Origin of the sequence: Leptothoe sp. EHU-05/26/07-4 (assembly GCF_043421015.1) — a bacterium.
In the GTDB taxonomy this organism is placed as follows: Bacteria; Cyanobacteriota; Cyanobacteriia; order Phormidesmidales; family Phormidesmidaceae; genus Leptothoe; species Leptothoe turfae.
Genome location: NZ_JAXSQV010000006.1, coordinates 101,099 through 124,190 on the forward strand (window position 1 = coordinate 101,099; position 23,092 = coordinate 124,190).

Annotated in this window: 19 protein-coding genes; 14 read left to right on the top strand and 5 right to left on the bottom strand. The window is 45.0% G+C overall.

Going from position 1 to position 23,092, the window contains the following annotated elements; genetic code table 11:
* Nucleotides 1-242: 242 nt before the first annotated feature.
* Complete coding sequence (locus U2F10_RS22450; RefSeq protein ID WP_163659902.1) at nucleotides 243-2,660, bottom strand: tetratricopeptide repeat protein; 2,418 nt, start codon at nucleotides 2,658-2,660, stop codon at nucleotides 243-245.
* 435 nt (nucleotides 2,661-3,095) lie between these two features.
* Between U2F10_RS22450 and uppS the strand changes: the two genes are divergently transcribed.
* Nucleotides 3,096-3,872, top strand: a complete 777-nt coding sequence (gene uppS / locus U2F10_RS22455; RefSeq protein WP_163659900.1) for a polyprenyl diphosphate synthase — start codon at nucleotides 3,096-3,098, stop codon at nucleotides 3,870-3,872.
* A 77-nt stretch (nucleotides 3,873-3,949) separates the two neighbouring features.
* Here uppS and U2F10_RS22460 read toward each other — a convergent pair whose 3' ends face one another.
* Nucleotides 3,950-4,801 (bottom strand): NAD(P)-dependent oxidoreductase, encoded by an 852-nt coding sequence (locus U2F10_RS22460; protein ID WP_499873341.1) that lies wholly within the window; start codon nucleotides 4,799-4,801, stop codon nucleotides 3,950-3,952.
* Nucleotides 4,802-4,996: 195 nt separating this feature from the next.
* On the opposite strand from U2F10_RS22460, the gene U2F10_RS22465 reads away from it, so the two are divergent.
* Entirely contained in the window at nucleotides 4,997-5,461 is a 465-nt protein-coding gene (locus tag U2F10_RS22465; protein WP_163659896.1) for a hypothetical protein, read from the top strand.
* Between the two features lie 63 nt (nucleotides 5,462-5,524).
* On the opposite strand, the gene U2F10_RS22470 is transcribed toward U2F10_RS22465, so the two are convergent.
* From U2F10_RS22470 to U2F10_RS22480, 3 genes are all read right to left on the bottom strand, one after another.
* Nucleotides 5,525-6,172 (bottom strand): DUF3386 domain-containing protein, encoded by a 648-nt coding sequence (locus U2F10_RS22470; RefSeq protein WP_163701813.1) that lies wholly within the window; start codon nucleotides 6,170-6,172, stop codon nucleotides 5,525-5,527.
* A 135-nt stretch (nucleotides 6,173-6,307) separates the two neighbouring features.
* Nucleotides 6,308-6,940, bottom strand: coding sequence for a peptide-methionine (S)-S-oxide reductase MsrA (gene msrA / locus U2F10_RS22475; RefSeq protein ID WP_499873548.1), 633 nt, complete (start codon nucleotides 6,938-6,940; stop codon nucleotides 6,308-6,310).
* A gap of 202 nt (nucleotides 6,941-7,142) precedes the next feature.
* On the bottom strand, nucleotides 7,143-9,809 hold the full coding sequence (locus U2F10_RS22480) for an nSTAND1 domain-containing NTPase (protein ID WP_499873342.1): 2,667 nt from the start codon (nucleotides 9,807-9,809) through the stop codon (nucleotides 7,143-7,145).
* Between the two features lie 1,633 nt (nucleotides 9,810-11,442).
* Here U2F10_RS22480 and U2F10_RS22485 point away from each other — a divergent pair.
* The 12 genes from U2F10_RS22485 to U2F10_RS22540 all read left to right on the top strand — a co-directional run bounded on the left by U2F10_RS22485 (nucleotide 11,443) and on the right by U2F10_RS22540 (nucleotide 22,917).
* Nucleotides 11,443-11,739: a hypothetical protein gene (locus U2F10_RS22485; RefSeq protein WP_163659889.1), complete on the top strand. Its 297-nt coding sequence runs from the start codon at nucleotides 11,443-11,445 to the stop codon at nucleotides 11,737-11,739.
* A 162-nt stretch (nucleotides 11,740-11,901) separates the two neighbouring features.
* A complete protein-coding gene (locus U2F10_RS22490) occupies nucleotides 11,902-14,664 on the top strand; it encodes an AAA family ATPase (RefSeq protein ID WP_499873343.1) in 2,763 nt (920 codons plus the stop codon).
* 643 nt (nucleotides 14,665-15,307) lie between these two features.
* Complete coding sequence (bicA, locus tag U2F10_RS22495) at nucleotides 15,308-16,999, top strand: bicarbonate transporter BicA (protein ID WP_163659885.1); 1,692 nt, start codon at nucleotides 15,308-15,310, stop codon at nucleotides 16,997-16,999.
* 20 nt (nucleotides 17,000-17,019) lie between these two features.
* The gene (locus U2F10_RS22500) at nucleotides 17,020-17,229 is read left to right on the top strand and encodes a hypothetical protein (RefSeq protein WP_163659883.1); all 210 of its coding nucleotides are present in this window, start codon (nucleotides 17,020-17,022) and stop codon (nucleotides 17,227-17,229) included.
* A gap of 184 nt (nucleotides 17,230-17,413) precedes the next feature.
* The gene (locus U2F10_RS22505; RefSeq protein ID WP_163659881.1) at nucleotides 17,414-18,826 is read left to right on the top strand and encodes a cation:proton antiporter; all 1,413 of its coding nucleotides are present in this window, start codon (nucleotides 17,414-17,416) and stop codon (nucleotides 18,824-18,826) included.
* Nucleotides 18,827-18,955: 129 nt separating this feature from the next.
* The gene (locus U2F10_RS22510) at nucleotides 18,956-19,321 is read left to right on the top strand and encodes a cation:proton antiporter subunit C (RefSeq protein WP_163701819.1); all 366 of its coding nucleotides are present in this window, start codon (nucleotides 18,956-18,958) and stop codon (nucleotides 19,319-19,321) included.
* On the top strand, nucleotides 19,318-20,757 hold the full coding sequence (locus U2F10_RS22515) for a cation:proton antiporter (protein WP_163659877.1): 1,440 nt from the start codon (nucleotides 19,318-19,320) through the stop codon (nucleotides 20,755-20,757). The genes U2F10_RS22510 and U2F10_RS22515 overlap by 4 nt, the downstream gene beginning before the upstream one ends.
* Nucleotides 20,757-21,155, top strand: coding sequence for a Na+/H+ antiporter subunit E (locus U2F10_RS22520; RefSeq protein WP_163659875.1), 399 nt, complete (start codon nucleotides 20,757-20,759; stop codon nucleotides 21,153-21,155). The genes U2F10_RS22515 and U2F10_RS22520 overlap by 1 nt, the downstream gene beginning before the upstream one ends.
* On the top strand, nucleotides 21,152-21,403 hold the full coding sequence (locus tag U2F10_RS22525) for a hypothetical protein (protein WP_163659873.1): 252 nt from the start codon (nucleotides 21,152-21,154) through the stop codon (nucleotides 21,401-21,403). The genes U2F10_RS22520 and U2F10_RS22525 overlap by 4 nt, the downstream gene beginning before the upstream one ends.
* A complete protein-coding gene (locus U2F10_RS22530; RefSeq protein ID WP_163659871.1) occupies nucleotides 21,400-21,687 on the top strand; it encodes a monovalent cation/H(+) antiporter subunit G in 288 nt (95 codons plus the stop codon). The genes U2F10_RS22525 and U2F10_RS22530 overlap by 4 nt, the downstream gene beginning before the upstream one ends.
* Nucleotides 21,680-22,258 (top strand): DUF4040 domain-containing protein, encoded by a 579-nt coding sequence (locus tag U2F10_RS22535; protein WP_163659869.1) that lies wholly within the window; start codon nucleotides 21,680-21,682, stop codon nucleotides 22,256-22,258. Before U2F10_RS22530 ends, U2F10_RS22535 begins: the two co-directional genes overlap by 8 nt.
* Nucleotides 22,255-22,917, top strand: a complete 663-nt coding sequence (locus U2F10_RS22540; protein ID WP_163659867.1) for a Na(+)/H(+) antiporter subunit B — start codon at nucleotides 22,255-22,257, stop codon at nucleotides 22,915-22,917. The genes U2F10_RS22535 and U2F10_RS22540 overlap by 4 nt, the downstream gene beginning before the upstream one ends.
* The last annotated feature ends 175 nt before the right edge of the window (nucleotides 22,918-23,092 follow it).

Genomic DNA, 23,092 nt, shown 5'->3' on the forward strand with positions numbered 1-23,092 from the left:
CTAGATCGTACTGACAGCTACCTTCTGTCTCGGGGAAGATTGCTGATGTGCTCGTTCGGCACATTTCTAGAATAGTCAGTAACTTCGATAGTTGGATAAATCGCTGATGAAGAAATCAGTATTTCGTATGATCTGCCTATAAAACCCGCCTGTAGATAGCGGCTTATACTGGGACTCACTGATTTTCAAAATGAACAGGCTGTTTTTTTAATATCAATTGATTTGACTCTACAGTCAGTCATTTAACCTAATAGTTTTTCTACTCGGTTAACCTGTTTTTGGGCATGAATATCAGAGTATAAAGCTAGGGCACGATGCCAGTGCTCATGGGCAGTATCTTTTTGATGAAGGCTCATATAGCTATGTCCTAGTTCCACATGGGCATTGGCTAGGTCGCACTTGGCACCAATGCTATGAAATAGGGCAATGGACTGTCTGTGATAGTCCATTGCCCTATCCATATGCTGACGCTGGCGGGCAATGGTGGCTAATCCAGTCAGAGCTTTTGCTTTTACTTGTAGATAATGGCCAACATCAGCAAATGTGAGGGCCTGCTGATGTAATGTTTCAGCTTGTTCCATATCCCCTAGCTGACCATAGGTTTGCCCCAAAAGCTGGATAAAATAGGCGAGTCTGCCTGACTTTGGACTGTGATGGGCAAAGGTGCTGAGGCATTGGCTAGCGAGGGTGTGGGCAGCTTTCGTTTGATTATGATAGGCCAGGGCCAGGGCCAGGGCAACCATTGCCTTATCTGCCCAAGCCTGATGTGGGGTATCTTGCCCAAGTTCTATAACGGTATTAAAGGCTGCTTTGGCTTGGTCTAGTTCCCATAGATCCATGGCATACAGTCCCAGGCTCAACCGTGAATCGATGTTTAACATCTGGAGGTAATAGTGGTTGAGGGAATCTGCTGGATCCGTAATCGCTAGTCGCTGCTGAGTAGTTGAGATCGCACCTTGCTGACATTCAATGGCCTGACTAATTTCCCCCGTAATCCAATAAATATCGCCCAGAATATTACGGAGTTCGCTCACCTGGGGCAATGGGTCAGGTGCCGTTTCCAGATGGGATAACACTTCTAAAATTAATGTGCTGACAGGTTGCAATAAGCCCATGCGATACAGGCTACTGGCCAGGGGTAAGAACTGTTGCCATTGGTTATGACGGCTCTGCAACAGCACCTGTGCTGCTGCCTGATATTCATCGATCGCAACATAGTGATAGTAGGCTTCCAATGCTTTCTGAGCATCTAGCAGTTCTGTTAGTTTCTCTATGCTATTAGTCCAATACTGGGCAGCTACCTGATTAGCCTGATACCAGAGGTCGCTTTGTCGTAGCCGTTCAATCGCGACAGCACGAATGACTGGATGCAGCCAATATTGGCCATTTTCCATCTCAATCAGTGAGCGGTTGCGAAGAGATGAAATCGCCCGCTGACCGTCGGTACTGTTACATTGAGCCAGAACAGCAGGCAGCGATAGTGTAGCAATGGTTTGATAGCGATAACAGCTCAGACGACACAAGAGTTGATACGCTATGAGGTCGAGGCACTGGAGTCGATTGATTTGGCTGATGACCAGGTTATTTAAATCAATCTCTGCTAACGGGTCTGCGCCGTAAGCTTGCCAATAGGCCTCTAGGTCACCATTGAAATCAGTTTGTACTGTACTACATAAAATCTCCATTGCCTTGGCGTTACCACCATAGGCACGGTGTAACCTCTGCAAAATCTTGTCAACCTCAGGTAGGCGCAATTGATGATAGGTAAAACACTGTTGCCAATCTGTAAAGGTGAGACGAGGTAGGCGATAATGATACGCTCGGATGCCTGGCTCACAGAGACGATCGCGGCTAGTTATTAAGGTTGTTGCATTAATGGAAAAATCCGCTAACAACTTTAGGAGTTCTGCATAACAACGAGCCTCAATAACAAATTGTCCATCACCATCTAGAGCGGGCTCAAGGTTGTCAATGAGAATACCAACGCGTTTTTGTTTTAGATGACGTTTTAATCGACTCAGGCTAATACTCAAGTCCTGACCGGGTTCATCATTGAGATCCTGACGCAGCCACTCGTCGAGAATATTTTTAACCGCAGTTAAGCTGGAGGTTTCCTGCGCAATACGCCACTCTAGCACTACATCGAATGTCATTTGCCGTAAATAATGCTGGGCGAGGGTGGTTTTGCCTAGCCCGCCCTCACCTTGAATAACGATGATTTTGTGCCCTTGATGACTAATGGTATTGATTGTTTCAAGCGCTGCGCTCCGACCAATAAAATGTGGATCTAAAATTGGCGATTCGCTGTTTGGGATCGTTTTTTGAGTGGATTGCGAGGTATGCGATGCACTAACGCGGGGCCAGGCTTCCTCAGCAACGTGCACCATTTTGCGTTTGGCACGTTTCAGCCAGTAGACCAGCCGTGAACGGTAATTACCCTTAGTAATGCGCTCCCCTAATACATCGGAAAGCAAGCGCCATAACTGAGACGCGACATCTTTTACATGACCTTCACTATAGCCAGCAATGGTTGCGATCGCACGGTAGGTTTTGCCTCCCCATACCTGCTTCAATATGCAGCATTGCAGGTCACTGAGGTGTTGTCCTGTTTTCTCATAGAGTAGATAATCCGTAAATTCGATAGCAGTATCGACACCCATCGGCCACAGTCAATGGAAAACCATTGATAGACTACCGTTATCTTCCAAGCCATTGCGCATAGGATATTCCGACTTTTTCAGACCTTTAAATTCAAACCCTTACCTACAATCTCAGACAAAGAACCCTATAGGGTGTAAACAAGCAAGGGGGTACACTGGTCTGACCTGTCTTTTAATCAAAGGATTTTGATGCACTTTCTGTAGTCTGCTGTTCATAGATTATAGAGACGTCTAAATTTCAATGATTTAGGGCATCCTTGAATCATGTCACCGTTCTTAGTTAAGGAGCGTTGTGTGGATGATTGTATGAAAGTCAATGGTTTCGTAAGAGCCAATATTTTAATTTTTCCTTGAACTTGACTATATCGGTTGCGTGACAGCACAGACAGGCCATTCACGTTTAAGGCATATTTGGAGCAATACGTATCTGCAATTATGACGATCCAAACTCTGAAAACTCTACCGTCTGACCTTGACCCTCGCGGTCTACCTAACCACGTTGCTGTGATTATGGATGGCAATGGCCGCTGGGCTCAGAGCCAAGGTTTACCCCGGATTGAAGGCCATCGTCGAGGGGCCATTGTGCTCAAAGATTTGCTGCGCTGCTGTAAGGATTGGGGGATTGGAGCTCTAACTGCCTATGCCTTCTCGACTGAGAATTGGCGACGTCCCCACGAAGAAGTCGATTTTCTGATGGTTCTGTTTGAGCGCTTGCTACGCAAAGAGTTAGCGGAAATGCATGCAGAGGGGGTACGTATTCGTTTTATTGGTGATCTAGACGGTTTACATACATCCCTGCGTCGTGAAATGGAACGCTCTATGGAGCAAACCAAACATAACGATGCTGTGGAGTTTAATGTTGCTATCAATTACGGTAGCCGCCATGAAATTACTCAGGCCTGTCGCTCGGTTGCTGAACGTGTTGAGCAGGGTGAGCTGTCTGCTGATGCGATTACTGAAGAGCTGTTGGAACGTCATCTCTATACTTCTGGCTGTAGCGATCCAGATCTGTTAATTCGCACCAGTGGCGAGCAGCGGCTCAGCAATTTTTTACTATGGCAAATGGCCTACGCCGAGATGTACTTTACTAATGTATTTTGGCCCCAGTTTGACCGCCAACAGTTTCACCAGGCACTGCTAGCCTTCCAAAATCGCGATCGCCGATTTGGAGCCCTGTCAGAACCCGTAAAAGCTAAGGCCCTGACCGCCTAGTTTTGGGAGTATTGCGTTCAGAGTGTTGAAGTTTGGTGGGTGGATGTCACTCAAAATTCAACACTCAGCACTCAAAATTATTCATTCACAGCGGCAAACACGGCTGAATAATCTTGGTCAGCTAGTCCTTTGTCTACGGCTTGTTGCACCATATGAGCCACACTTTTGGCGACGTCGGCGTTAAAGGTGTCGGCAGCTTGCACAAACAGGTTCATGTCTTTGAGTAGATGCTTGCTGGGGAAATTGGGATTGGCAAAATTGCGATCGCACATACGGCCTAATTTTTTGTCAAAGGTGGGAGCGTAGAGTGCACTTTGTCGCACGATGGCCATGAATTTCTCAACGTCGATGCTTTCTTGCTGGACCAGTCCTAAACTCATGGAGAAGGCAGTGGTCAGGGTGCCAATCAGCTGGTTCATAGCCAGTTTGACACCACTGCCTGCACCCACTGGACCCATTAACTGAGGTTCTGGCCCAAAACATGCCAAAATGGGTCGCCATTGAGCAAATTGCTCTGGGGTGGCCCCTACCATCACAATTAAAGTGCCTGCTTTGGCTTCGGGGATGCTGCCGAGAACAGGCGCTTCGAAATAATCGCCACCAGCCGCTTGGACGGCTTGGGCAATGGCTTTACTTTCTTGAGGGGCGATGGTTCCCATTTGTAACACTGTTTTGCCCGTTAGCTCTGCCTTAGCTTCTGGACTTAAGAGTGTGGTCTCGATGGCGGCAGCATTGGTCAACATCAGGATAATCAGTTGGGAAGCTACGATCGCACTAGCAGGAGTCTCTGCCTGTTTAACCCCTGTTGCTAACAGCCCCTCTAACTTATGAGCACTGCGGTTCCACGCATATACTTGATATCCAGCTGATTGGAGCAGCTGTGCCATGGGGGTACCCATCAGCCCTGTACCTAGAAACCCAATGTTCAATTTAATTTCCTCTATGTCAGTATGTTTGAATTCCAGCTGTCCTGGGGTAACCCTAGTAACCTGTAAAACTAAGAAGCGATAATATTGCTGCTTGTCCTGTGGAAGTTGGCTAATGTCTTTTCACTGGAAATCGGGAGACGCATAAAGCCAAAGGGGCCTTCGTCGCAACCCAATCACTGTATGTATAAATCTTATATGTCCACTTTTTATTGTTCTCGTATCGTAGGTCGCTTAGTTTTATCGTTAAGTGTTTCGGCGGCCCTAATTTTGACTAGCTGTACTCCTCGTGAAGACTGTTCCTTAATTAATGGAGCGCTAGCAGAGGGCAACTTACGTATTCAAGAAATCAATGAAGGCAATCTGGGTGGCTCGGACTACAACCAGGGCATTGAGCGTCAGATTGGCCGCATTTACTATGATGTGTCCCAGGTACTTGATAGTCTGCTGATCTCAAATCGCAAGTTGCAAACGATTCAGTTCCAGCTTGTTGAGGTATATCAGCAAGCTTCGGACTATCGCTATCAAGCGGCGGAGTTGATAGCTAGCAACCCTGACCCTAACGATCAGATTAAAACCGATGTGCGTACACTACAGCTAGATTCTGAAGCGCAGGTGGGGGCAGTGACGGAAAATCTACGTAAACAATGCCCGCTCCGTTAGTAAAACTGTAGAGCGGGCAGCGAGTCAAATAATTTGTGACTGATTGTTTTGGCTATTTATTCGTTATTTAGCTGCGGTGGCTAGGAACTGAATATTGGAGAAGTTGAACTCCATGTCGCCCTCATCATCAGATGAGATCGCACGACGAGTCAAGATAAAGTAATCACCTACTTTGTCGTACTCGTCGGTAAATTCGCTACGCCCTTTTTTCTGCTCTCCAGTTTTTGGGTCGTGGTATACCGAATCATAGGTATGGGATAAGTAGCCGGCACCAGTGTCGTGAGTGCTAAAGGTGTTAATAGTAACGACTACGCCGTGAATGTGGCGATGAACTAGCACCACCTCATTATCAAGAACCTTGTACTTATCACCAGTGGATTTTCCTTCGACCAGGATCTCCACAGCTCCACGCTCATCAGTGTCACCCATGGCAAATGTATTTTTTCCATGGGTATCTTCAAACTCACGGCGTACTCGATGAATGGCAACCTCCCAGAGTTGCCCTTTAACCAGCTTCAGCGCTGCCTCATCCTCAATATCAAAAACCTCAGCTGACAGGTCGGGATTAACTCGAGCTTTCCCAATATAGGTTTGCTCACCATGCTTAAATTCGACATCTGTAGTGTAGCCAGGGAAGTTTCCATCCCAGGTGTAGCGGTTTTCGTAGGCGGCACGCATGATATCGCGCGCAGAAAGCTGTACAGCAGTCATGGGCACTTATTGGATTACATCTACCCTTTACTTTAGTCAGTTTTTTATCCCTTGAGCAGATAGATATATATCGGCTGTCAATTGAAGTGATTCTGCCGATGGGAATCATCGTCACAACATGCACTCAAATTGAGATTACTCGTTTAAATTACCCCAAAGCTCTCCTAAACGCTGATCACGACCACAACCAAAGCGATATAACCGATAGCGAGCTGGATGAGTCTGATAATAATTCTGGTGGTAATCTTCTGCCGGATAAAACGTGTCTGCTGGTAGCAAGTCAGTGGCAATGGGTTGATCAAATAAATCACTCACTACTTCTTTTGACGTTTCAGCAAGCTGACGCTGAATTTCATTTTTATAAAAGATGATCGATCGATATTGGCTACCTTTGTCGCAAAACTGCCCTTGGCTATCCAGGGGATCTACATTTCGCCAAAAGGTATCTAAAAGTGTTTCATAGCTGATGATGTCGGGGTCATACTGAATCTGTACAACCTCTGCATGGCCTGTTGCCCCTGAGGAGACCTGACGATAGCTAGGGTTTTCAACTGTGCCTCCCATGTAGCCTGAGGTGGTATCTGTTACCCCTTGTAGCTCATCAAAGGGATGCTCTATACACCAAAAACAGCCCCCTGCAAATGTTGCCTGGGCCGTTTCTGCTACGGCTGTAGAGGCTCCTAGACACCATATGCACCCTATTAGCACACTCAGAAATCCTTGTTGTAGCAACCGTCTCAACGGCCATTTCTTGAAAATGCTGTGCATCATTAAAGTGTACCTCTGCCAGTGATTAGATGCTGGGAATAACAATGGCTCCCAGCATAAATGACAATGAAGCCAGTAGCCAATAGTCAACATACCGTTTGCTCATAAGTCTGATTTTTTAGCCCATCATGTCCAGTTTCTATTGCCTCTGTCTAGCCGACATTGATTGTCGCAGGTTGGTGAGACCTTTCAAATATAGACCCTAGGGTTCAATGCCTGCCTCATCATTCCCCAAGACGCTGTTTTCATCCGGTAATGTTGCTGAGTTGGCCATGATCACGCCGGGTGTCATGAGGGTCGTGAGCTGAATAATAGAGAGCTGATTCAATTCAGAGTTTGGATGCCTGCGTCTAAAGTCTAAGATTTGAGAGGTCATTGCCAGCTGATCTGTCCCTTTGATGCCCCAGCGTTGAGGTAGTTGCGGGCTGATTGTGTTGCCTGCTCTACTCCACTGCTGGGTGGATAGCGGTGTCATGATTCCGGGTGCGGTGCGACTCTGCCAGGTCATTGTTAACTGGTGGCGTACCAAGGAAGCCGTCATACCTGCCATTACTGCTAGTGGTAATAGAACAGCTACACTGCGATTTCGCCATTGCTGATAAATGGCAGTACGTTTACTCAGTTGTATAAATTTTTGAGCCAATGTAGAAAGCTCTTGCCCATGTACCAACAAGAACTGACTAATATCGTTTAAGTACTTTTGCCCTAATAGATAGTCAGAGCATTTTAATTCCCCACGGGAGTGCCATATCCATGCACGGGTTTCAAGGTCCCGCTGCTGACGTAACGCAGGACGATCAGCCTGTAGCCACTGTCGTAGTAGATGCCAGTCTGATACCAAAGATTTATGGGCTAGTTCAATCCTTTCGTCGGATGTTATTCCCTGTTCACACCAGTGAGCGATGATGCTCATGTCTGAGCGGTTGGAATGATGATTAGCTTGCCAAGCTGCTGTTGCAATGGTCTGACCGTTTGTTTGTGCTGCTAAGTGTGGTTTATCTGAGACTACGAGCCGGGCAGCTACTAACTTCTGCAACATTCGCTCAACCATCACTGCGGAAAATTGTGGATTGATCAGCTCAGATTTGCGAACGGAACGACCCTGATCCAGGCGACCGTCCCCTAAATCACATAGAGCAATAAAAATACGTTTTGCGATCGCTTGTTCATTTGCTGGTAAGGATTCATAAAAAGTTGTTGCTCTGTTCGTGAGCATTTGCGATAAACGCCCTAACTTCATATAGCTATCTACTGAGAGACAAGGACCGCCTTTGCTATAGGACATAGGGGTCCGATGTTGCCAAAGTTCATATAGAATACTTTGTAGCAAGGCTAGTTCACCGGGAGCTCCAGTGAGATCTAACGTTAAATGATGTACTAAATGAGGGTCTATTTTGAGCCCCAGCTTCTCAGCAGGTTTCTCAATCACACTTCGGATTGCTTGGTAATTCATCGGCTTGATGACAACCTGATTATTTTCGATTAGCGAAAACATCTCGCTATGGCATGTCAGATGGTCGAGAGCATCTGAACGGATGCCAATAACAACGCCTAAGGCTATGGATGAACAACGCAATGCGGTGACTAAAACTTCCATAACCTGAGCACGTTCTTGTTGAACTAGGGGATCCGTCGTTGGCATTAATAGCTCTTCAAACTGATCAATAACGAGCCATAACTTAGTGCCAGTAGGTTGTTTTAGTAATGCAGCAGTAGCTAAGTTAATCAGACCACTGGATTCATGACGCAGAAGTTCTTCTGCTTGCCATAATTGTTTAGCCACATCTATTTCCCGACTGCCGAGTGTGAACGCGGTTGCTAAAGTTTTCAATGGCGTTGTCCCAAGATTGACATAGCGTATAAGCCAATTATCGCTGCCCAAAATATCATTACCTGCTGACAATCTGGGAATTAATCCTGCTCGCAGGAGTGATGTTTTTCCACTACCTGATGCTCCTACTACGGCACAGACATTGGTTTGTTGGAGTGACTGAAGAAGTTCTTGTATCAACTCGTCGCGACCAAAATAATACTCAGCATGTTTCTCTTCAAAGGGATGTGGACCTCGGTAGGGACAAAAGTTAAAACTATACTGTTTGAGGCGAGAGATAATTGAGATGTTCTCTGATGTAGATGTTGAGAGCTCTGTGTGTTGGGTAATAACAATTTCACTGCCTCCCTGTTCAAAGAGGGGTTGTTGCAGCTCGCCACTTAGTTGATTAGTGATAGATGCAACTAAGTCAGTACTTGTGACCCGACCACTATTAGAATTTTGAGGCCGTAGGCTAGAGATAACTGCCTGGGTGAGCACACTATAATCGCTACTTAATGACTCATAAGCTTCCTCATACTCACGGGATGCTGCTATAAAGAGATAACTCTGACCATCACAGCCTTGCCATGCTTCATCTTTTAGTGAAAGAAACTCACCACTATGACAACAATCTAAAATAATGATGATTTGTCTGATAGGGCTATGTTTAATAAGTCGGCGCAGCCAGGACAATGATATGCCACTATTATTTGAATTGTTTGGCTGAGTTTCACTAGTGGCGAGATATCCCTCTCGTATACCTATTTCACGCTGAAGCCCATGGCCTGAAAAATAAAAAAAGACAGCTTCGGGAATATGATTGCCTTTGGGCAGTAGAAGTCTAACTAAGCTATTTTCTAATTGTTGTGTAGATACTAATGTTTGTTGGCCTACTTTGGGACGCTGATTTTGTATGATTTCCGGTAACCTACGTACACGGAAATTACCATGGTTCTCCAACAAGTTAGCGATGCCTTCTGCATCTTTAGCTGCTGCTGTGAGTCTAGGTAATGTCTGGTATTGATTAATGCCGACAATAAGTGCGTCCCGTGACATGACCGGTACATTCCAATAAATATTTAGGTGGCGTCATGATTTTCTACTGTGCAGAATACTATGGCTGCCAGATGGATTTTTCATATATCTTGAGAGAAAAACACAAGCAAATGAGTTTTCTGGAGCAAGACATGAAAGCATCAGATCGTTTTGATGCTCGTTTCAGATATAAACAATATTTTCAGAGCTAGCTCGAAGAACACTTGGGTGTTTGAGCAAAAACTGATGCCAGCACGCTTTGAATATGATTGTTTTCATACTCAACATACTAGAAGTTTTTGCGGACAGTCGAGAGGGGTGAGACCCTCCTGTCGGTAATATCAAAGAGAATTAATGGGTTGTGCTTTATGGGTTATCCATAAAAACTCGTAGGAACTTCATTGAAACACTGATTATGGTTGATATATTGATTATGGTTAGACGTATGTTTACTCAAAGTAACAACAAAATTTGCTAGTAAAAATCAGTGAATTAAGGGTTTACTTTGTCCACAGCAAACAAAAAAAAGGTGCCAATCGGTCATCATTAATTTATATCGGCCAGTCGGCGGATATTTTTGAATAAGACTCCGTAAGACTATGCAAGACTCCGTTTGGGTGTTTCGGTGATGACCGATGTAAACCTTTGTTTAATAGGGGTTCTACTGATCTGTCTGAATGAAGTCTAAAAATATATAGCGTTTTTAATATCATTAACGATGGTGTTACTGCTCATGTCTCATGCACTGACACTATCAAAATCTGTTGATATCAGGGTTAGACATGTCTATATATTGATTTGCTTGAGCTATAACCCGTGGTGTAATTATCTTTGATTACAAAGAAAAAATCTAAGGTTGTGAATCTGCTCAATATGAAGAGTCTAGACAGAATCGCGTAGAGTTTGGGGGGTTATCTATCAGTAGTAATGATACTTAGGAGTTTTTATACTCAGCAATTTAAGGAGATCTACTAAACTGGTTGTTTGTGCTTTAGCTATTTTGAAAAAATATAGCGTTTCTCTATCTGATAGAGCACGGACTTAAGGCTGAAAAGCTTGCTAATAAAGGATTCTAATGTTCTTTGTTTGCGTGGGAACGTTGTCAAAAGTACTCTCGATGGAGTCTTTATAGGTATAAGCCTTAGCCTAGTTGAGCGATATCAGAACTTAGAAAGATCTTCCTGCAAAGCGTTGCCTTGCCTTTTACTATGGATCAGCAAAATAGCTTAATTCACAATTATAAGGAACAAACTAATGCACCTCAAAATCTAAAGGAACAGCATCAATGAATATGATGAGATTTTGGGGGAAGAACAGTGCAGAATAAGAGAGGGTTCTTGTTTGCTGAATGCTAGCTTGTCAATGGGCGAGACCTTTAATAAGCGCTTGTGTGACTATGCTAAACCGTTGATTCCCCATGAATGTTAAGGTTTGCATTTCAATATTGTTCAACTCTAGGAACTTTGCGTGCCTGCATCCTTCAAGGATAAATAATGGGTGGTTTTGAGAATTATTTATCTTAACAGTTAAAGTCTCGAAAAGTATTAACTCAAACTATTGAAATTGGTCTTAGGGGCTTAACTTAAGCATCAGGGTGCTGCTGAACTACCTTAATCGAAAACTCAATTCATACGTTTATTTAGGATAGTTTCATATGTCACAAGAGATTCTGGAGGCTGCTATAGATGCGGTTAGGGTCGGACAGTTTCAAGCAGGTATTAGTGGCTTGAGGCATGTTGCGTCTCAAGTGCGTCCACCGGATAAGCTATATTATTCGGCAAATATTTGGTTGGTCAGAGCCTATAAAGAGAGTGGTCAACTGCCACAGGCCATTAAACTCTGCCGTCAGTTGGCGACGAGTTCTCATCCCAGAGTTCAAGTTTGGGCTCAGCAGGCTTTGCCGGTTTTGCGACAACCGTCAAACATTTCTAGTCGTCTAGATATTTTCTAGAAACTCTAAAGAAATTGGCAATCCTTAACTCGAATCTTTGATTTAATATCTCTATTGCGGCTATGCCATGCTGGAAGACGTCGTGGCAATCGCTGTCCAGGTAAACTAGGCTAGCGCATGCATACTTTAGAAGATCGTTTAGGGATGTAATCAGGGGTTGCCATGTATCTGCTGTCGGTTACCCTTACTAATTTTAAGACTCATCGCGATCGCAACTTTGAGTTCCAGCTAGGGACCAATGCCATCTGTGGGGTCAACGGTGCGGGTAAGACTAGTATTTTAGAAGCGATTGCTTGGACCCTATTTAACTATCGAGGGAACTATAAGCAAGAGGACTTGATTCGGAATGGCAGTGGTAGTGCGCAGGTTAGAGTCGCGTTTGTTTCTGGCCATGATGGCCGTACCTACGAAGTAGAGCGTTGTACTAGCCGAGGCTATACCCTATACGATCCCCAGCTTGGGGAACGCTTAAATTATAGTCGCATTAAAGATGAGGTAGAACCCTGGCTCAAGCAGCATTTAGGCGTACCGATCGGAACAGAGTTGGGGCAACTTTTTGCTAATACGGTTGGGGTCCCCCAAGGGACTTTTACCGCTGATTTTTTGCTGAGTACTGAGAAGCGTAAACCTATTTTTGATAATGTTCTCAAGGTAGAGGAATACCGCCGGGTTCATAAAGATTCTAACGCTCTGCGGCGGTATGCTGAGGCTCAAGTAGATTTGCTTAAACATCAGCTACAACAGTATGAAGAGCAACTCCAGTCTTTGGATACGCTACAGACTCGCTATGATGGTGTTGCCGAAGAGATTGCTCTTGATGAGCAACAGCTGGTTAATTTACAGCAGGATCTGACGAAACTCCAGGCAAAGAAAGAGGCCTTAACTAGGCAAGCTCAAAAAGTGCAGACTTTACAGCAACAGCAACAGCAACTAGTGTTGCAGCTAGAGGCAAAGCAGCAAGCCCAGCAAGTGATGGAGCAGGCTCAGCTAAGAGCACAACAGGCAACAGAACTATGTCAAGCCCATGCTGAAGCTTATCGATGTTATCTGGCGGTAGAAAATATTCTTAAGACGTTAACCCAGAGAAATAAGCAGTATCAGCAATTATTACAGCAACAGCAGTCCCAACAACGTAGCTTGGATCAGCAAGCAGCTACCATGGCAGGACTTAAAGTGAAACTGGAACAACGTAGTCAGCTTCAAACTCAGGCAGCTAATGTAGCCCAACCATGTCAGCAACAAGATGAGCTAGAGGCTGAACGCCAGGGGGTGATTCAGCAACAACAAGTTTTGGGTAAGTTGCAGCTGCGTTGTCACAGTTTGAAAGAGCGTTTGTCTAGAAACCAGCGGGATGTTCAACAGGTGCAATATGAACGTAAGGCTCTTGATGCACTACAAGACAGTGTAGAGACAATTTCTAGTTTGGAGCAACAGCAACAACGTTGGCAGCAACAGCTGAGCCGAGTTGAGGCCGCTCAACAGTTTGAAGCAGAGCTTCAACAACTGGTTGTTACCCATCGTTCTCAAGCTATAGACTATGGTCAACAAACGATGGCTGCCTTGGCGTCCTTAGAACAGTTGCAACAAAGTTTACCCCTGCTGTCTAATGATGTATTTGAGCAGTTAGAAGCTGCGATCTCAACTGGACAATCTCTTAGTCAGACTACTCTGTCAACCCTAGAGAATATTCTCAATGATCTCTCGGGACAAGTGGACACTGAACAGCTGACTCGTAAATTAATGTCTGTACAGACACAGTTAAACAAAGCTTATGGCCATAAAGCGCAGCTGAGTCATCGCCCACGTCTACAACAAAAATATGCAGAACTGCTCGAGCAACAAAGCCAACTTCAAAACGATATTCTCCAGCTTGAACAACAGCTGACACAAACGGAGCAGCTTGAGCAGCAGTTAAGTGAGATAGATAAAACTTTGGATGCTCTCGGTGATCCGAAAGGACGGCGGCGGCTTTTACAAGAACAGCTTCAGGCAATGGAAAATGTTGAGGCTGACTATGGGCGTCTCACTGCCCAGCATCAAATTTGGGAAAAGCAGCTTGCTGAACTGACTACTCAGCTTTCTGACTTTACTGACCTCGATCAAGAAATTGCCCAGCAGCAGCAGTTGCGCCAGGAGTATCAACCGGACTATCTGATCTATATTCAAAATGAAAAAGATGCCCAATTGTTAGAACAGCGGACCGCTGATGTAGCAGCCACTCATCAGTTGGTTGTGGAATTAAGCCAGCACCGTGAACGTCTTGTTGATCAGCTGAGTCGTCTCTTGGATGAGTTAGACCCAGCAACATTACAACTGGTAGACCAACGGTATGGGGAGGTGAAGTCTCAGTGCGATCGCATCACGGGCAGTCTGCCTCAGCAACGCAAGCTCCAGGCTGAACTGACCGATCAACTTGAGAGTTTGCAAAAAGTAAAAGAAAAGCGAGATCAGACTCAGCTCGACCTGAAACAAAAGGAGCGTACCAAACGCTTTATTAACTTCGCTCGAAAAGCATATAAAGAAGCCGGACCCCGCATCACTGAACGTTATGTAAAGGGCATCTCCCAGGAGGCAGATCGGCTATTTCGCGATCTGCTCAATCGACCCAACGTCTCATTAGAATGGACACGGGACTATGAAATTGTGGTTCAGGAAGGTAGCAATACGCGTCGGTTTATTAATCTGTCTGGTGGAGAGCAAATGTGTGCCGCTCTCGCTGTGCGTTTAGCCTTGCTAAAGGTCCTTGCTGATATTGATATTGCCTTTTTTGATGAACCGACTACTAATATGGATCGCTCCCGACGTGAGAGCCTGGCTGAGGCGATTGCGCGGTTGAAGGCATTCAAGCAGTTATTCGTGATCAGCCATGACGATACCTTTGAAAAGGTAACCGAGAATGTCATTGTTGTTGAACGAGAAGATTAGCCCGAACGGTTGGTCAAACGTTTTACCACGGTGTCTTTAAGGGTTGAGGGGAGGGGCAGCCACTCAACCAAGATAACCCAAAGGTTTCCCATGCCAACCCTCCATATCTAGGATCTAGATCTAAGGCCGGGTTCCAATCACTGCTCCCTAGATATAAGCTTTTATCAATCTAATTCATTGATTTATTAAGCATTCCGAAAGGTAGAGCTGCAAGGGCAATTTGCCTGAATATCAGCATTTAAGCAACGTGAGATTTTACTGGACTTGATGTGTAATCAGTGGGTGAAAACAGCAAATGAAAACCTCTGTATTGCCTTGCATGTAAATCTTCCACAGGAATTTTATCCAAAAGGTAAATCCGTCTTGGATTTGTAGGCTTATAAGTTAAGCTTTTCACTCCAATTCAAATTAATAAACGAAACAAATAGTGGAGTCATTTCAATTTATTGGTAGACTTTAATCAATGAAAATTAGGAGTTTCATTTATCAGAGTCAATTCTCCCTTGGTAGCCTAACCATTGAGTCTGATTTTCTGAGGCAGTGCAAACAATAGCTTTCTTTGGGAGGCATCAGGCAAGCTTGCTGATTTCAGAACCAATGGTAGGCAACTGGTAGTCTTGGTTGGACTAATAGGTGCTTCAAAATGCAAATTACAAATAAGATACATTTCCGAAATTTACGCGGTGACCTCTTTGGGGGTGTCACCGCTGCTGTGATTGCGTTACCCATGGCCCTAGCCTTTGGTGTTGCCTCAGGTGCTGGTGCGGCATCAGGTTTATGGGGGGCTGTATTAGTAGGTTTTTTTGCGGCTTTATTTGGTGGTACACCCACGCTGATTTCTGAGCCCACTGGCCCTATGACAGTTGTTATGACAGCTGTGATTGCCCATCTAGTGGCTGCTGATCCTGACAACGGTATGGCGATGGCCTTTACCGTCGTCATGATGGCCGGCGTATTCCAAATTATTTTTGGCGCTTTGCGGCTTGGTAAATATGTCACGATGATGCCTTACACAGTGATATCGGGCTTTATGTCTGGTATCGGCATCATTCTGGTGATTTTGCAGCTAGCGCCATTTTTGGGCCAAGCGAGTCCTAGTGGCGGTGTTGTCGGTACGCTACAGGCGATTCCGGAACTGTTAGTCAATATTCAACCGGAAGAGACAATGCTGGCGGCTGTCTCTGTTGCCATTATTTTGTTCATGCCTGCTCGCCTTAAACGGTTGGTCCCCCCTCAACTAGTTGCATTAATAGGTGGCACAATTCTCTCATTAGTCTTATTTCCTGACTTAGACATTCGTCGCATTGGCGAGATTCCTATGGGTTTCCCGCAAATGCAGGTGCCTACCTTCAGTGCTGATCAGCTGCAACTCATGTTTGTTGATGCAGCTGTGCTTGGTATGTTGGGCTGTATTGATGCACTTTTGACTTCTGTCGTTGCTGATAGTCTTACTCGGACTGACCACAACTCTAATAAGGAATTGATTGGTCAAGGTATCGGGAACCTGATGTCGGGACTGTTCGGTGGTATTGCTGGTGCAGGGGCTACCATGGGAACCGTTGTGAATATCCAAACGGGTGGTCGTACAGCCCTTTCTGGCTTGACTCGTGCGTTTGTTCTGCTGGTTGTTATTCTGGGGGCTGCTAATTTAGCTGCAACAATTCCCCTGGCGGTGCTTGCAGGTATTGCTCTCAAAGTCGGTATTGACATTATTGACTGGGGTTTTCTCAAACGAGCGCATCAAATTTCTGTCAAAGGTGCGCTGATTATGTATGGCGTTATTCTGCTGACGGTTTTGGTGGACTTGATTGCAGCTGTTGGTATTGGCGTGTTTGTTGCCAATATTCTCACTATTGATCGCATGAGTCAGCTCCGTTCTGAATCAGTTCGAGCAATTACTGATGCGGATGATGCGATTCGGTTAAATTCTGAGGAAAAACGTTGGTTAGATGAGGGCAATGGTCGCGTGCTGTTATTCCAGCTCAGTGGCCCTATGATCTTTGGGGTTGCAAAAGCGATTTCCCGAGAACATAACGCCATTGGTGAGTATGATGCAGTTGTCTTTGATGTAAACGATGTGCCTCATTTAGGCGTTACAGCATCTCTAGCCTTAGAAAGTGCTATCGAAGAAGCTGTTGAAAAGGGTCGCTCTGTTTATATTGTAGGGGCTGCTGGCCAAACTAAGCGTCGTTTAGCGTCACTGAAGGTTTTTAATCTAATGCCTGCTAACAATCTGTATACAGATCGTACTGAAGCTTTAAGACAAGCTGTTCTTCAAATCTATCCAACGTCCCCAGAAGTGACTGTGTCTGTGGACGCCTCTTCCAAAACCTGAAACCAAATCATATAAGGGCTATGCAACCTGTTTTGTGGCTGTTACTTGCTCTCGGCATGACTGCTTTAGGTTACCGCTTACGCCATCGTGATGAAGTTTATGCGCTCGCGCTCTATATCGTTGCCTTGCTGAGTGGGCTTTGGGGATTTTCCTTAGTGCCTAGTACGGTGCAACTGACAATGGGGGCTATTGCCATTGGTTGGTTACAAATGAGTAGTCGGCGTAATTAGAGGCTTGTTGTCGGCGAGTAATCCAGCTGTGTTGCTGGGTATTGAATTCAAGCTTTTGGTGAATACCCAGCAACCAGCACCTTCAACTTACTATTTTTGCTATTTATCTTGGGAGAGTGCATATTTTTCATACTGAATTTAAGACAAAAACACTTTAAAACTATGAAGCAAAGAGGATTTACTCATGTTGTTCAATAACGTGTCAGCGTTATCCCTGGATCAGTTGATAGACACGTGGCCATCAACCCCATGGACATTTGCAGAAGTCTTGCCAGCTGAGTTCAGCCCTTTTATTTTGATGGGTGTGCTGCTGAGTTTGATAACAGTCTATGCCACTAGTAAGATTGGTGGTGAGCTATCAAAGCGCCTTGATTTACCTCCCGTATTAGGTGAATTAGTAGGGGGTGTTGTTGTTGGTATCTCTGCTCTACATCTGTTGATGTTTCCTGAAAACACCGCAACGATTACAGATTCATTGATTGCTCAATTAGTGCAATGGATGGGGCATCTGGATGCGGATGCAGCAATGCGTGTCTTTGAGGGGCAGAGTGAAGTAATCTCAGTATTGGCAGAATTAGGTGTTATCGTTCTGCTATTTGAAATTGGCTTAGAGTCTGACTTACGTGAATTGAGTAAGGTCGGCTTTCAAGCTGCTGTGGTAGCTGTTGTCGGGGTAGTTGTTCCTTTTACCTTAGGCACCGTAGGCTTGGTATCGATTTTCCATGTTCCTGTTATTCCTGCCATTTTTGCGGGAGCAGCGCTAACTGCGACTAGCATTGGTATTACCTCTAAGGTTTTATCGGAGTTAGGCCACTTAAAGTCTAAAGAAGGTCAAATTATTGTTGGAGCTGCTGTCATTGATGATGTTTTAGGCATTATCGTCTTAGCAGTTGTGGCTAGTCTGGCGAAGACAGGTGAGGTAGATCTGCTAAATGTGGTTTATCTCATCATCAGTGCCAGTGGCTTTTTGCTAGGAGCTATTCTCCTCGGTAAGTTTTTCAATACAGGATTTGTTGCGATTGCTGATAAGTTGCAAACTCGTGGTGCATTGCTGATCCCTGCGTTTACGTTTGCTTTGGTAATGTCTTGTTTTGCTAGCGCTATACATCTAGAAGCCATCTTAGGTGCATTCGCAGCAGGTCTTGTGCTAGATGAAACTGACAAGCGCAAAGAACTCGATCAGCAAATTATGCCGATTGCCGATATCCTGGTACCAATCTTTTTTGTTACTGTAGGTGCGAAAGCAGACCTGGGAGTTTTGAATCCTATGGTTGCTGAAAATCGGGCTGGTTTAATTATTGCCGCTTTCTTAATTGCGGTAGCTGTGGTAGGTAAGTTAGTCACCGGTTGGGCTGTGTTTGGTCAGCCTGGAATTAACCGTATGGCCATTGGTGTTGGCATGATTCCTCGTGGTGAAGTGGGTCTTGTCTTTGCTGGAATTGGATCTGCTAGCGGGGTATTGGATCGACCTTTGGAAGCGGCGATTATCGTGATGGTAATCCTGACCACATTCTTAGCGCCTCCACTACTTCAGCTGACGCTGAAAGGATCTAATGTGGAGATGTCGTCTAGTGACGTGTTGCCAGCGACAGATTAAAGTCGCTAGTCCAATCCTCTGTTGCCGGGGACAGATTAAATATCCTGCCACTTCTGTTGTGCTCAATTGAAGTGACAGGATATTCCTCATAATCTGAATCAACCAGCTGTTTGTTTGATATTTAAATCAATGATTGCTGTACTCGAAGCCTGTATTTTTGCCACGGTCATGGGTGGTTTCTTTGGAATTATTTTGAAGAAAAACCTCATGATGAAAATTCTCTCTATGGATGTGATGAGCACTGGTGTCATTTCCTGTTATGTGCTTGTGGCATCGCATCGCGGTTTGTTTACGCCCATCTTAGGATCTGGGGCTGGGATCGAATTGGGAGCAGACTCTGGGGCCTATGCGGATCCGGTGCCTCAAGCTGTGATTTTGACGGCTATTGTGATTGGCTTTTCGATTCAAGCATTGATGCTGGTCGGGGTGATGAAGCTGTCACGGGATAACCCGACTCTGGAGATTTCCGAGATTGAAAAGAGTAATACGCCATGATGATTTTAACGATTGCTTGGATTGCATTACCGCTCTTAATTGGATTTAGCATCTATCTTTTGCCCAAGTTAGATCGTTATCTGGCCATGGGTGTTGCGCTGGTTTCAATAGGCTATGGTTTGGCCTTATTTCAAATGCCAGATGCCCTCGATATAAGTCTATTAGACAACTTTGGTGTAACTCTTTTAGCGGATTCACTGAGTGGTTACTTTATTTTAGGAAATGCCCTGGTAACAGTTGCGGTGCTGCTCTATTGTTGGGAGCAAGAGAAATCGGCTTTCTTTTTTACGCAGATGATAATTTTGCACGGCAGTGTCAATGCCGTTTTCATCTGTGCTGATTTCATTAGTTTGTATGTAGCCTTAGAAGTCGTTGGTATTGCTGCTTTTTTGCTGATTGCCTATCCACGAACGGATCGTTCTATTTGGGTGGGCTTGCGCTATTTATTTGTCAGCAATACGGCCATGCTGTTTTATCTAATTGGAGCAGTGCTAGTGTATCAGGCGAATGGATCGTTTGCCTACACAGGTTTACAGACGTCTCCTGCAGATGCGATCGCACTTATCATGTTGGGCCTTTTAACTAAGGGCGGCATGTTTGTATCGGGTTTATGGCTGCCGTTAACCCATTCCGAAGCCGCAACACCTGTCTCAGCAATACTATCTGGTGTAGTGGTCAATACAGGTGTTTATCCCTTGGCACGGTGTGCGCTGTTAGTTGATGATATTCAGCCGATTCTTCAATTATTTAGTATAGCCACAGCGCTTTTCGGTGTGGGCTACGCAATCTTTGAAAAAGACACAAAGCGAATGCTGGCATCCAGCACGATTTCTCAGCTAGGATTTGTTGTGGCTGCGCCAGCGGCATCAGGTTTTTATGCACTAAGTCATGGTTTAGCCAAGGCATTGCTTTTTTTAGTCGCAGGCAATTTACAAAGTCGCAGTTTTCAAGAATTGCGTCAGATGCCTATACAGTTTCCTGTGTGGGGTGTACTGACAGCCGCTAGTCTGTCTATTTCAGGTTTTCCGTTAATGGCTGGTTTCGGTGCTAAAGCGCTCACCTTAAAATTAATGGCACCTTGGCAATCCACAGTACTTACCCTTGCAGCCATTGGTACAGCAGTTGCATTTGCCCGATTTATCTTTTTACCATTTGAAAAACTCGCCATCTCAGATAAGAAACCGTCCCGTGGATTTTGGTCAGCGACGATAGTGTTGTTGGGCGGCCTTATTGCAGCCAATAGTTTCTTTTTAGGGGGGTATACACTTCCTAATATTGTCAAAGCATTGCTGGTCATTATTGCAGGCTGGTTGATTTACTTCATAGGTGTTCGAAGACTTAAGTTTGAACTGCCCCGTGCTGCTGAACAATTTGAACATTTGATTGGTGCAATGAGCCTGATTTTAGTGTTGCTGTTTAGTATGGTGTTGGTGTAATGAGTATTCCAGATTTATTACTGCGACTGACGATTTGGTTTTTACTCACAGCTGATTTAAGTCCAGCAAACATTGCGATTGGACTCTTTGTTGCCTGGTTCATTCCTCACCGGTATACTGTTCCCGCTTCTTGGAAGCGCTGGTTAAAAGAGTTGTTGCGAGTCTGCTGGGAAATTGTCTTAGCTATTCCCAAGGCTTATTTTGAAGCGTTTGAGATTATATTGCGTCCCCATGCAAAGGAGGTAATAACGCGAGAGCGTGTACGCCCTTTTCGAACACCTGGCTTGATTTTTCTCGATATCTTTTTAATCACGTTTACACCTAAAACAATTGTCCTTAAATGTCGTGAGGATGGCTGGTATGAGGTCCATCAAGTTGAGCGGAGGAAACGCCCATGAACGGTATTTTATTAGCCATGATCGGTGCTTTGTTGATACCAATCTATGAAGCTTGGCAAGATGACGATATCTGGCAAAAAATGTTGGCATTTGCCAGCATTGCCACCAAAACATCAGTCATGATTCTGATGCTTTCTATCCTACGTGATGACTGGATGATTGGTGTTGTTGGAGTCCTAATTTTAAGTGTTGGCAATGCTGCATTAATGTTGTTAGCTCATGTGCTGAGACGGGTGAATGAATCATGATAGATACTGTTATTAATGTCATCAGCTATAGCTGTATTGTAATTGGTCTAATCTTTTGGTTTTGGGGCACATTACCGTTGCTGGGGCATCGCTCCGTCCTCTTTAAACTACATAGTTTGTCTGTTTCTGACACCCTTGGTTCAATGAGCATTATTGTGGGTCTCTTGCTCAAAATTCCGAGAGAATGGCCCTTGCTTTTGCTAGCACTGATTTCTCTGTCTCTTTGGAATACGGTGTTGGGTTATGTTCTGGCTTACTGCTCAAATGAGGGACGTTATGACTGAAGATATTTATACGGTTGCAATACTTCTCCTGCTACCCATGACAGCCAGTATGTTGGTGTCACAAGTAAATCCATACAATGCGCTAGTGATTCGTGGCATCCTTGGTGCTGTTGCAGCCTTAGTCTATGCAATGTTTGGTGCGGCTGATGTGGCTCTGACCGAGGCTTTGGTTGGCACAATGTTATCAATTACCCTCTATGCAGTAGCGGTACGCTCCTCGATGAGTATGCGGCTAGGGGTGGTTGAAACCGCGAGTAGTGAATGTCCAGGCTATGAGGCCTTGCTATCTTCTTTACGCACTCATCTTCAAGAAAAGCATCTGAGATTGGAAGTGATTCCATTCACTCAGACTTCTACCCTGCAGACAGCATTAGCCAATAAAGAAATTCATGCGGTTTTCATGGTGCCAAATTCCGAGAACTCTGATCAGCTAACGGCTCCTACTGGTGACTTGCAAATTCGTGTGCGTCGTCTATATGAGATCTTGCAGGCTAAATTGTCTCATGAGTTAGTGAACCTCAGATTTGCTGATGTAGAAACCGCTAATTTATCCAGAGGGAAAGGACTATGAAGTGGATTTATGTGATTGCTGGAGTTGCTCTCTACATTAAGATGCTGGTTTTTCCTAATCCATCTACTGATATGGCTGAGGTTTCTATTGTTGACGTGATCGTGCAAGATACGGGTGTGTCGAATGCGGTGTCAGGCATTATTTTTAGAAACCGCCTCTATGACACCATTTTTGAAGTTGTTGTTTTTACCCTAGCAATTATGGGGGCACGCTTTTTGCTTGCTAATGAACAGCCTTCCTGCACGATTTACCAATTTACCGATCACCCATCTGTAGTATTGGCACGGTTAGGCGCAACGATTGCAGCCTTAGTGGGTATTGAGTTGGCAATTCGGGGGCATTTGAGCCCCGGTGGCGGTTTTGCTGCTGGTGTTGCGGGCGGTACAGCGATTGGCCTTGTGGCGATTACCTCGTCACCAAAATGGATGGAGGATATTTATCAACGTTGGGGGGCTGCTATTTGGGAAAAGATAGCAGTGCTGGTTTTTATTGTTTTAGCAGTGCTTTCGTTAGTCGGCATTGCTTTACCCAACGGCCAAGTCGGCACGTTAGTCAGTGGTGGCTGGATTCCACTGCTCAATATTTTAGTGGCGGTTAAAGTAGCTTTGGGATCTTGGGCGGCTATTCTGACATTTATTCGTTATCGAGGATTGTTGTAGCTGGTGATGCTACGTCTTAAGTTTGAGTGATAGAACTGCTTGCCATACAAGTTATCGCTTAGTCCTAGATACATCCATGCCTCTCAAACCGCAGTTCAAGAGGCATGGAGTTGGAATGAATTGGAGACAGTGAATGTAGATTCACTATGAGCACCAGCTCTACAGCTAATACGAG

Bases quoted from the DNA above. Each gene is read 5' to 3' on its own strand.
- U2F10_RS22525 (WP_163659873.1), top strand. From the start codon at position 21,152: ATGAACGGTATTTTATTAGCCATGATCGGTGCTTTGTTGATACCAATC.
- U2F10_RS22535 (WP_163659869.1), top strand. From the start codon at position 21,680: ATGACTGAAGATATTTATACGGTTGCAATACTTCTCCTGCTACCCATG.
- U2F10_RS22515 (WP_163659877.1), top strand. From the start codon at position 19,318: ATGATGATTTTAACGATTGCTTGGATTGCATTACCGCTCTTAATTGGA.
- U2F10_RS22530 (WP_163659871.1), top strand. From the start codon at position 21,400: ATGATAGATACTGTTATTAATGTCATCAGCTATAGCTGTATTGTAATT.
- U2F10_RS22490 (WP_499873343.1), top strand. From the start codon at position 11,902: ATGTATCTGCTGTCGGTTACCCTTACTAATTTTAAGACTCATCGCGAT.
- U2F10_RS22485 (WP_163659889.1), top strand. From the start codon at position 11,443: ATGTCACAAGAGATTCTGGAGGCTGCTATAGATGCGGTTAGGGTCGGA.
- U2F10_RS22540 (WP_163659867.1), top strand. From the start codon at position 22,255: ATGAAGTGGATTTATGTGATTGCTGGAGTTGCTCTCTACATTAAGATG.
- msrA (WP_499873548.1), bottom strand. From the start codon at position 6,940: ATGCACAGCATTTTCAAGAAATGGCCGTTGAGACGGTTGCTACAACAA.
- bicA (WP_163659885.1), top strand. From the start codon at position 15,308: ATGCAAATTACAAATAAGATACATTTCCGAAATTTACGCGGTGACCTC.
- U2F10_RS22505 (WP_163659881.1), top strand. From the start codon at position 17,414: ATGTTGTTCAATAACGTGTCAGCGTTATCCCTGGATCAGTTGATAGAC.
- U2F10_RS22480 (WP_499873342.1), bottom strand. From the start codon at position 9,809: ATGTCACGGGACGCACTTATTGTCGGCATTAATCAATACCAGACATTA.
- U2F10_RS22450 (WP_163659902.1), bottom strand. From the start codon at position 2,660: ATGGGTGTCGATACTGCTATCGAATTTACGGATTATCTACTCTATGAG.
- uppS (WP_163659900.1), top strand. From the start codon at position 3,096: ATGACGATCCAAACTCTGAAAACTCTACCGTCTGACCTTGACCCTCGC.
- U2F10_RS22470 (WP_163701813.1), bottom strand. From the start codon at position 6,172: ATGACTGCTGTACAGCTTTCTGCGCGCGATATCATGCGTGCCGCCTAC.
- U2F10_RS22465 (WP_163659896.1), top strand. From the start codon at position 4,997: ATGTCCACTTTTTATTGTTCTCGTATCGTAGGTCGCTTAGTTTTATCG.
- U2F10_RS22510 (WP_163701819.1), top strand. From the start codon at position 18,956: ATGATTGCTGTACTCGAAGCCTGTATTTTTGCCACGGTCATGGGTGGT.
- U2F10_RS22500 (WP_163659883.1), top strand. From the start codon at position 17,020: ATGCAACCTGTTTTGTGGCTGTTACTTGCTCTCGGCATGACTGCTTTA.
- U2F10_RS22520 (WP_163659875.1), top strand. From the start codon at position 20,757: ATGAGTATTCCAGATTTATTACTGCGACTGACGATTTGGTTTTTACTC.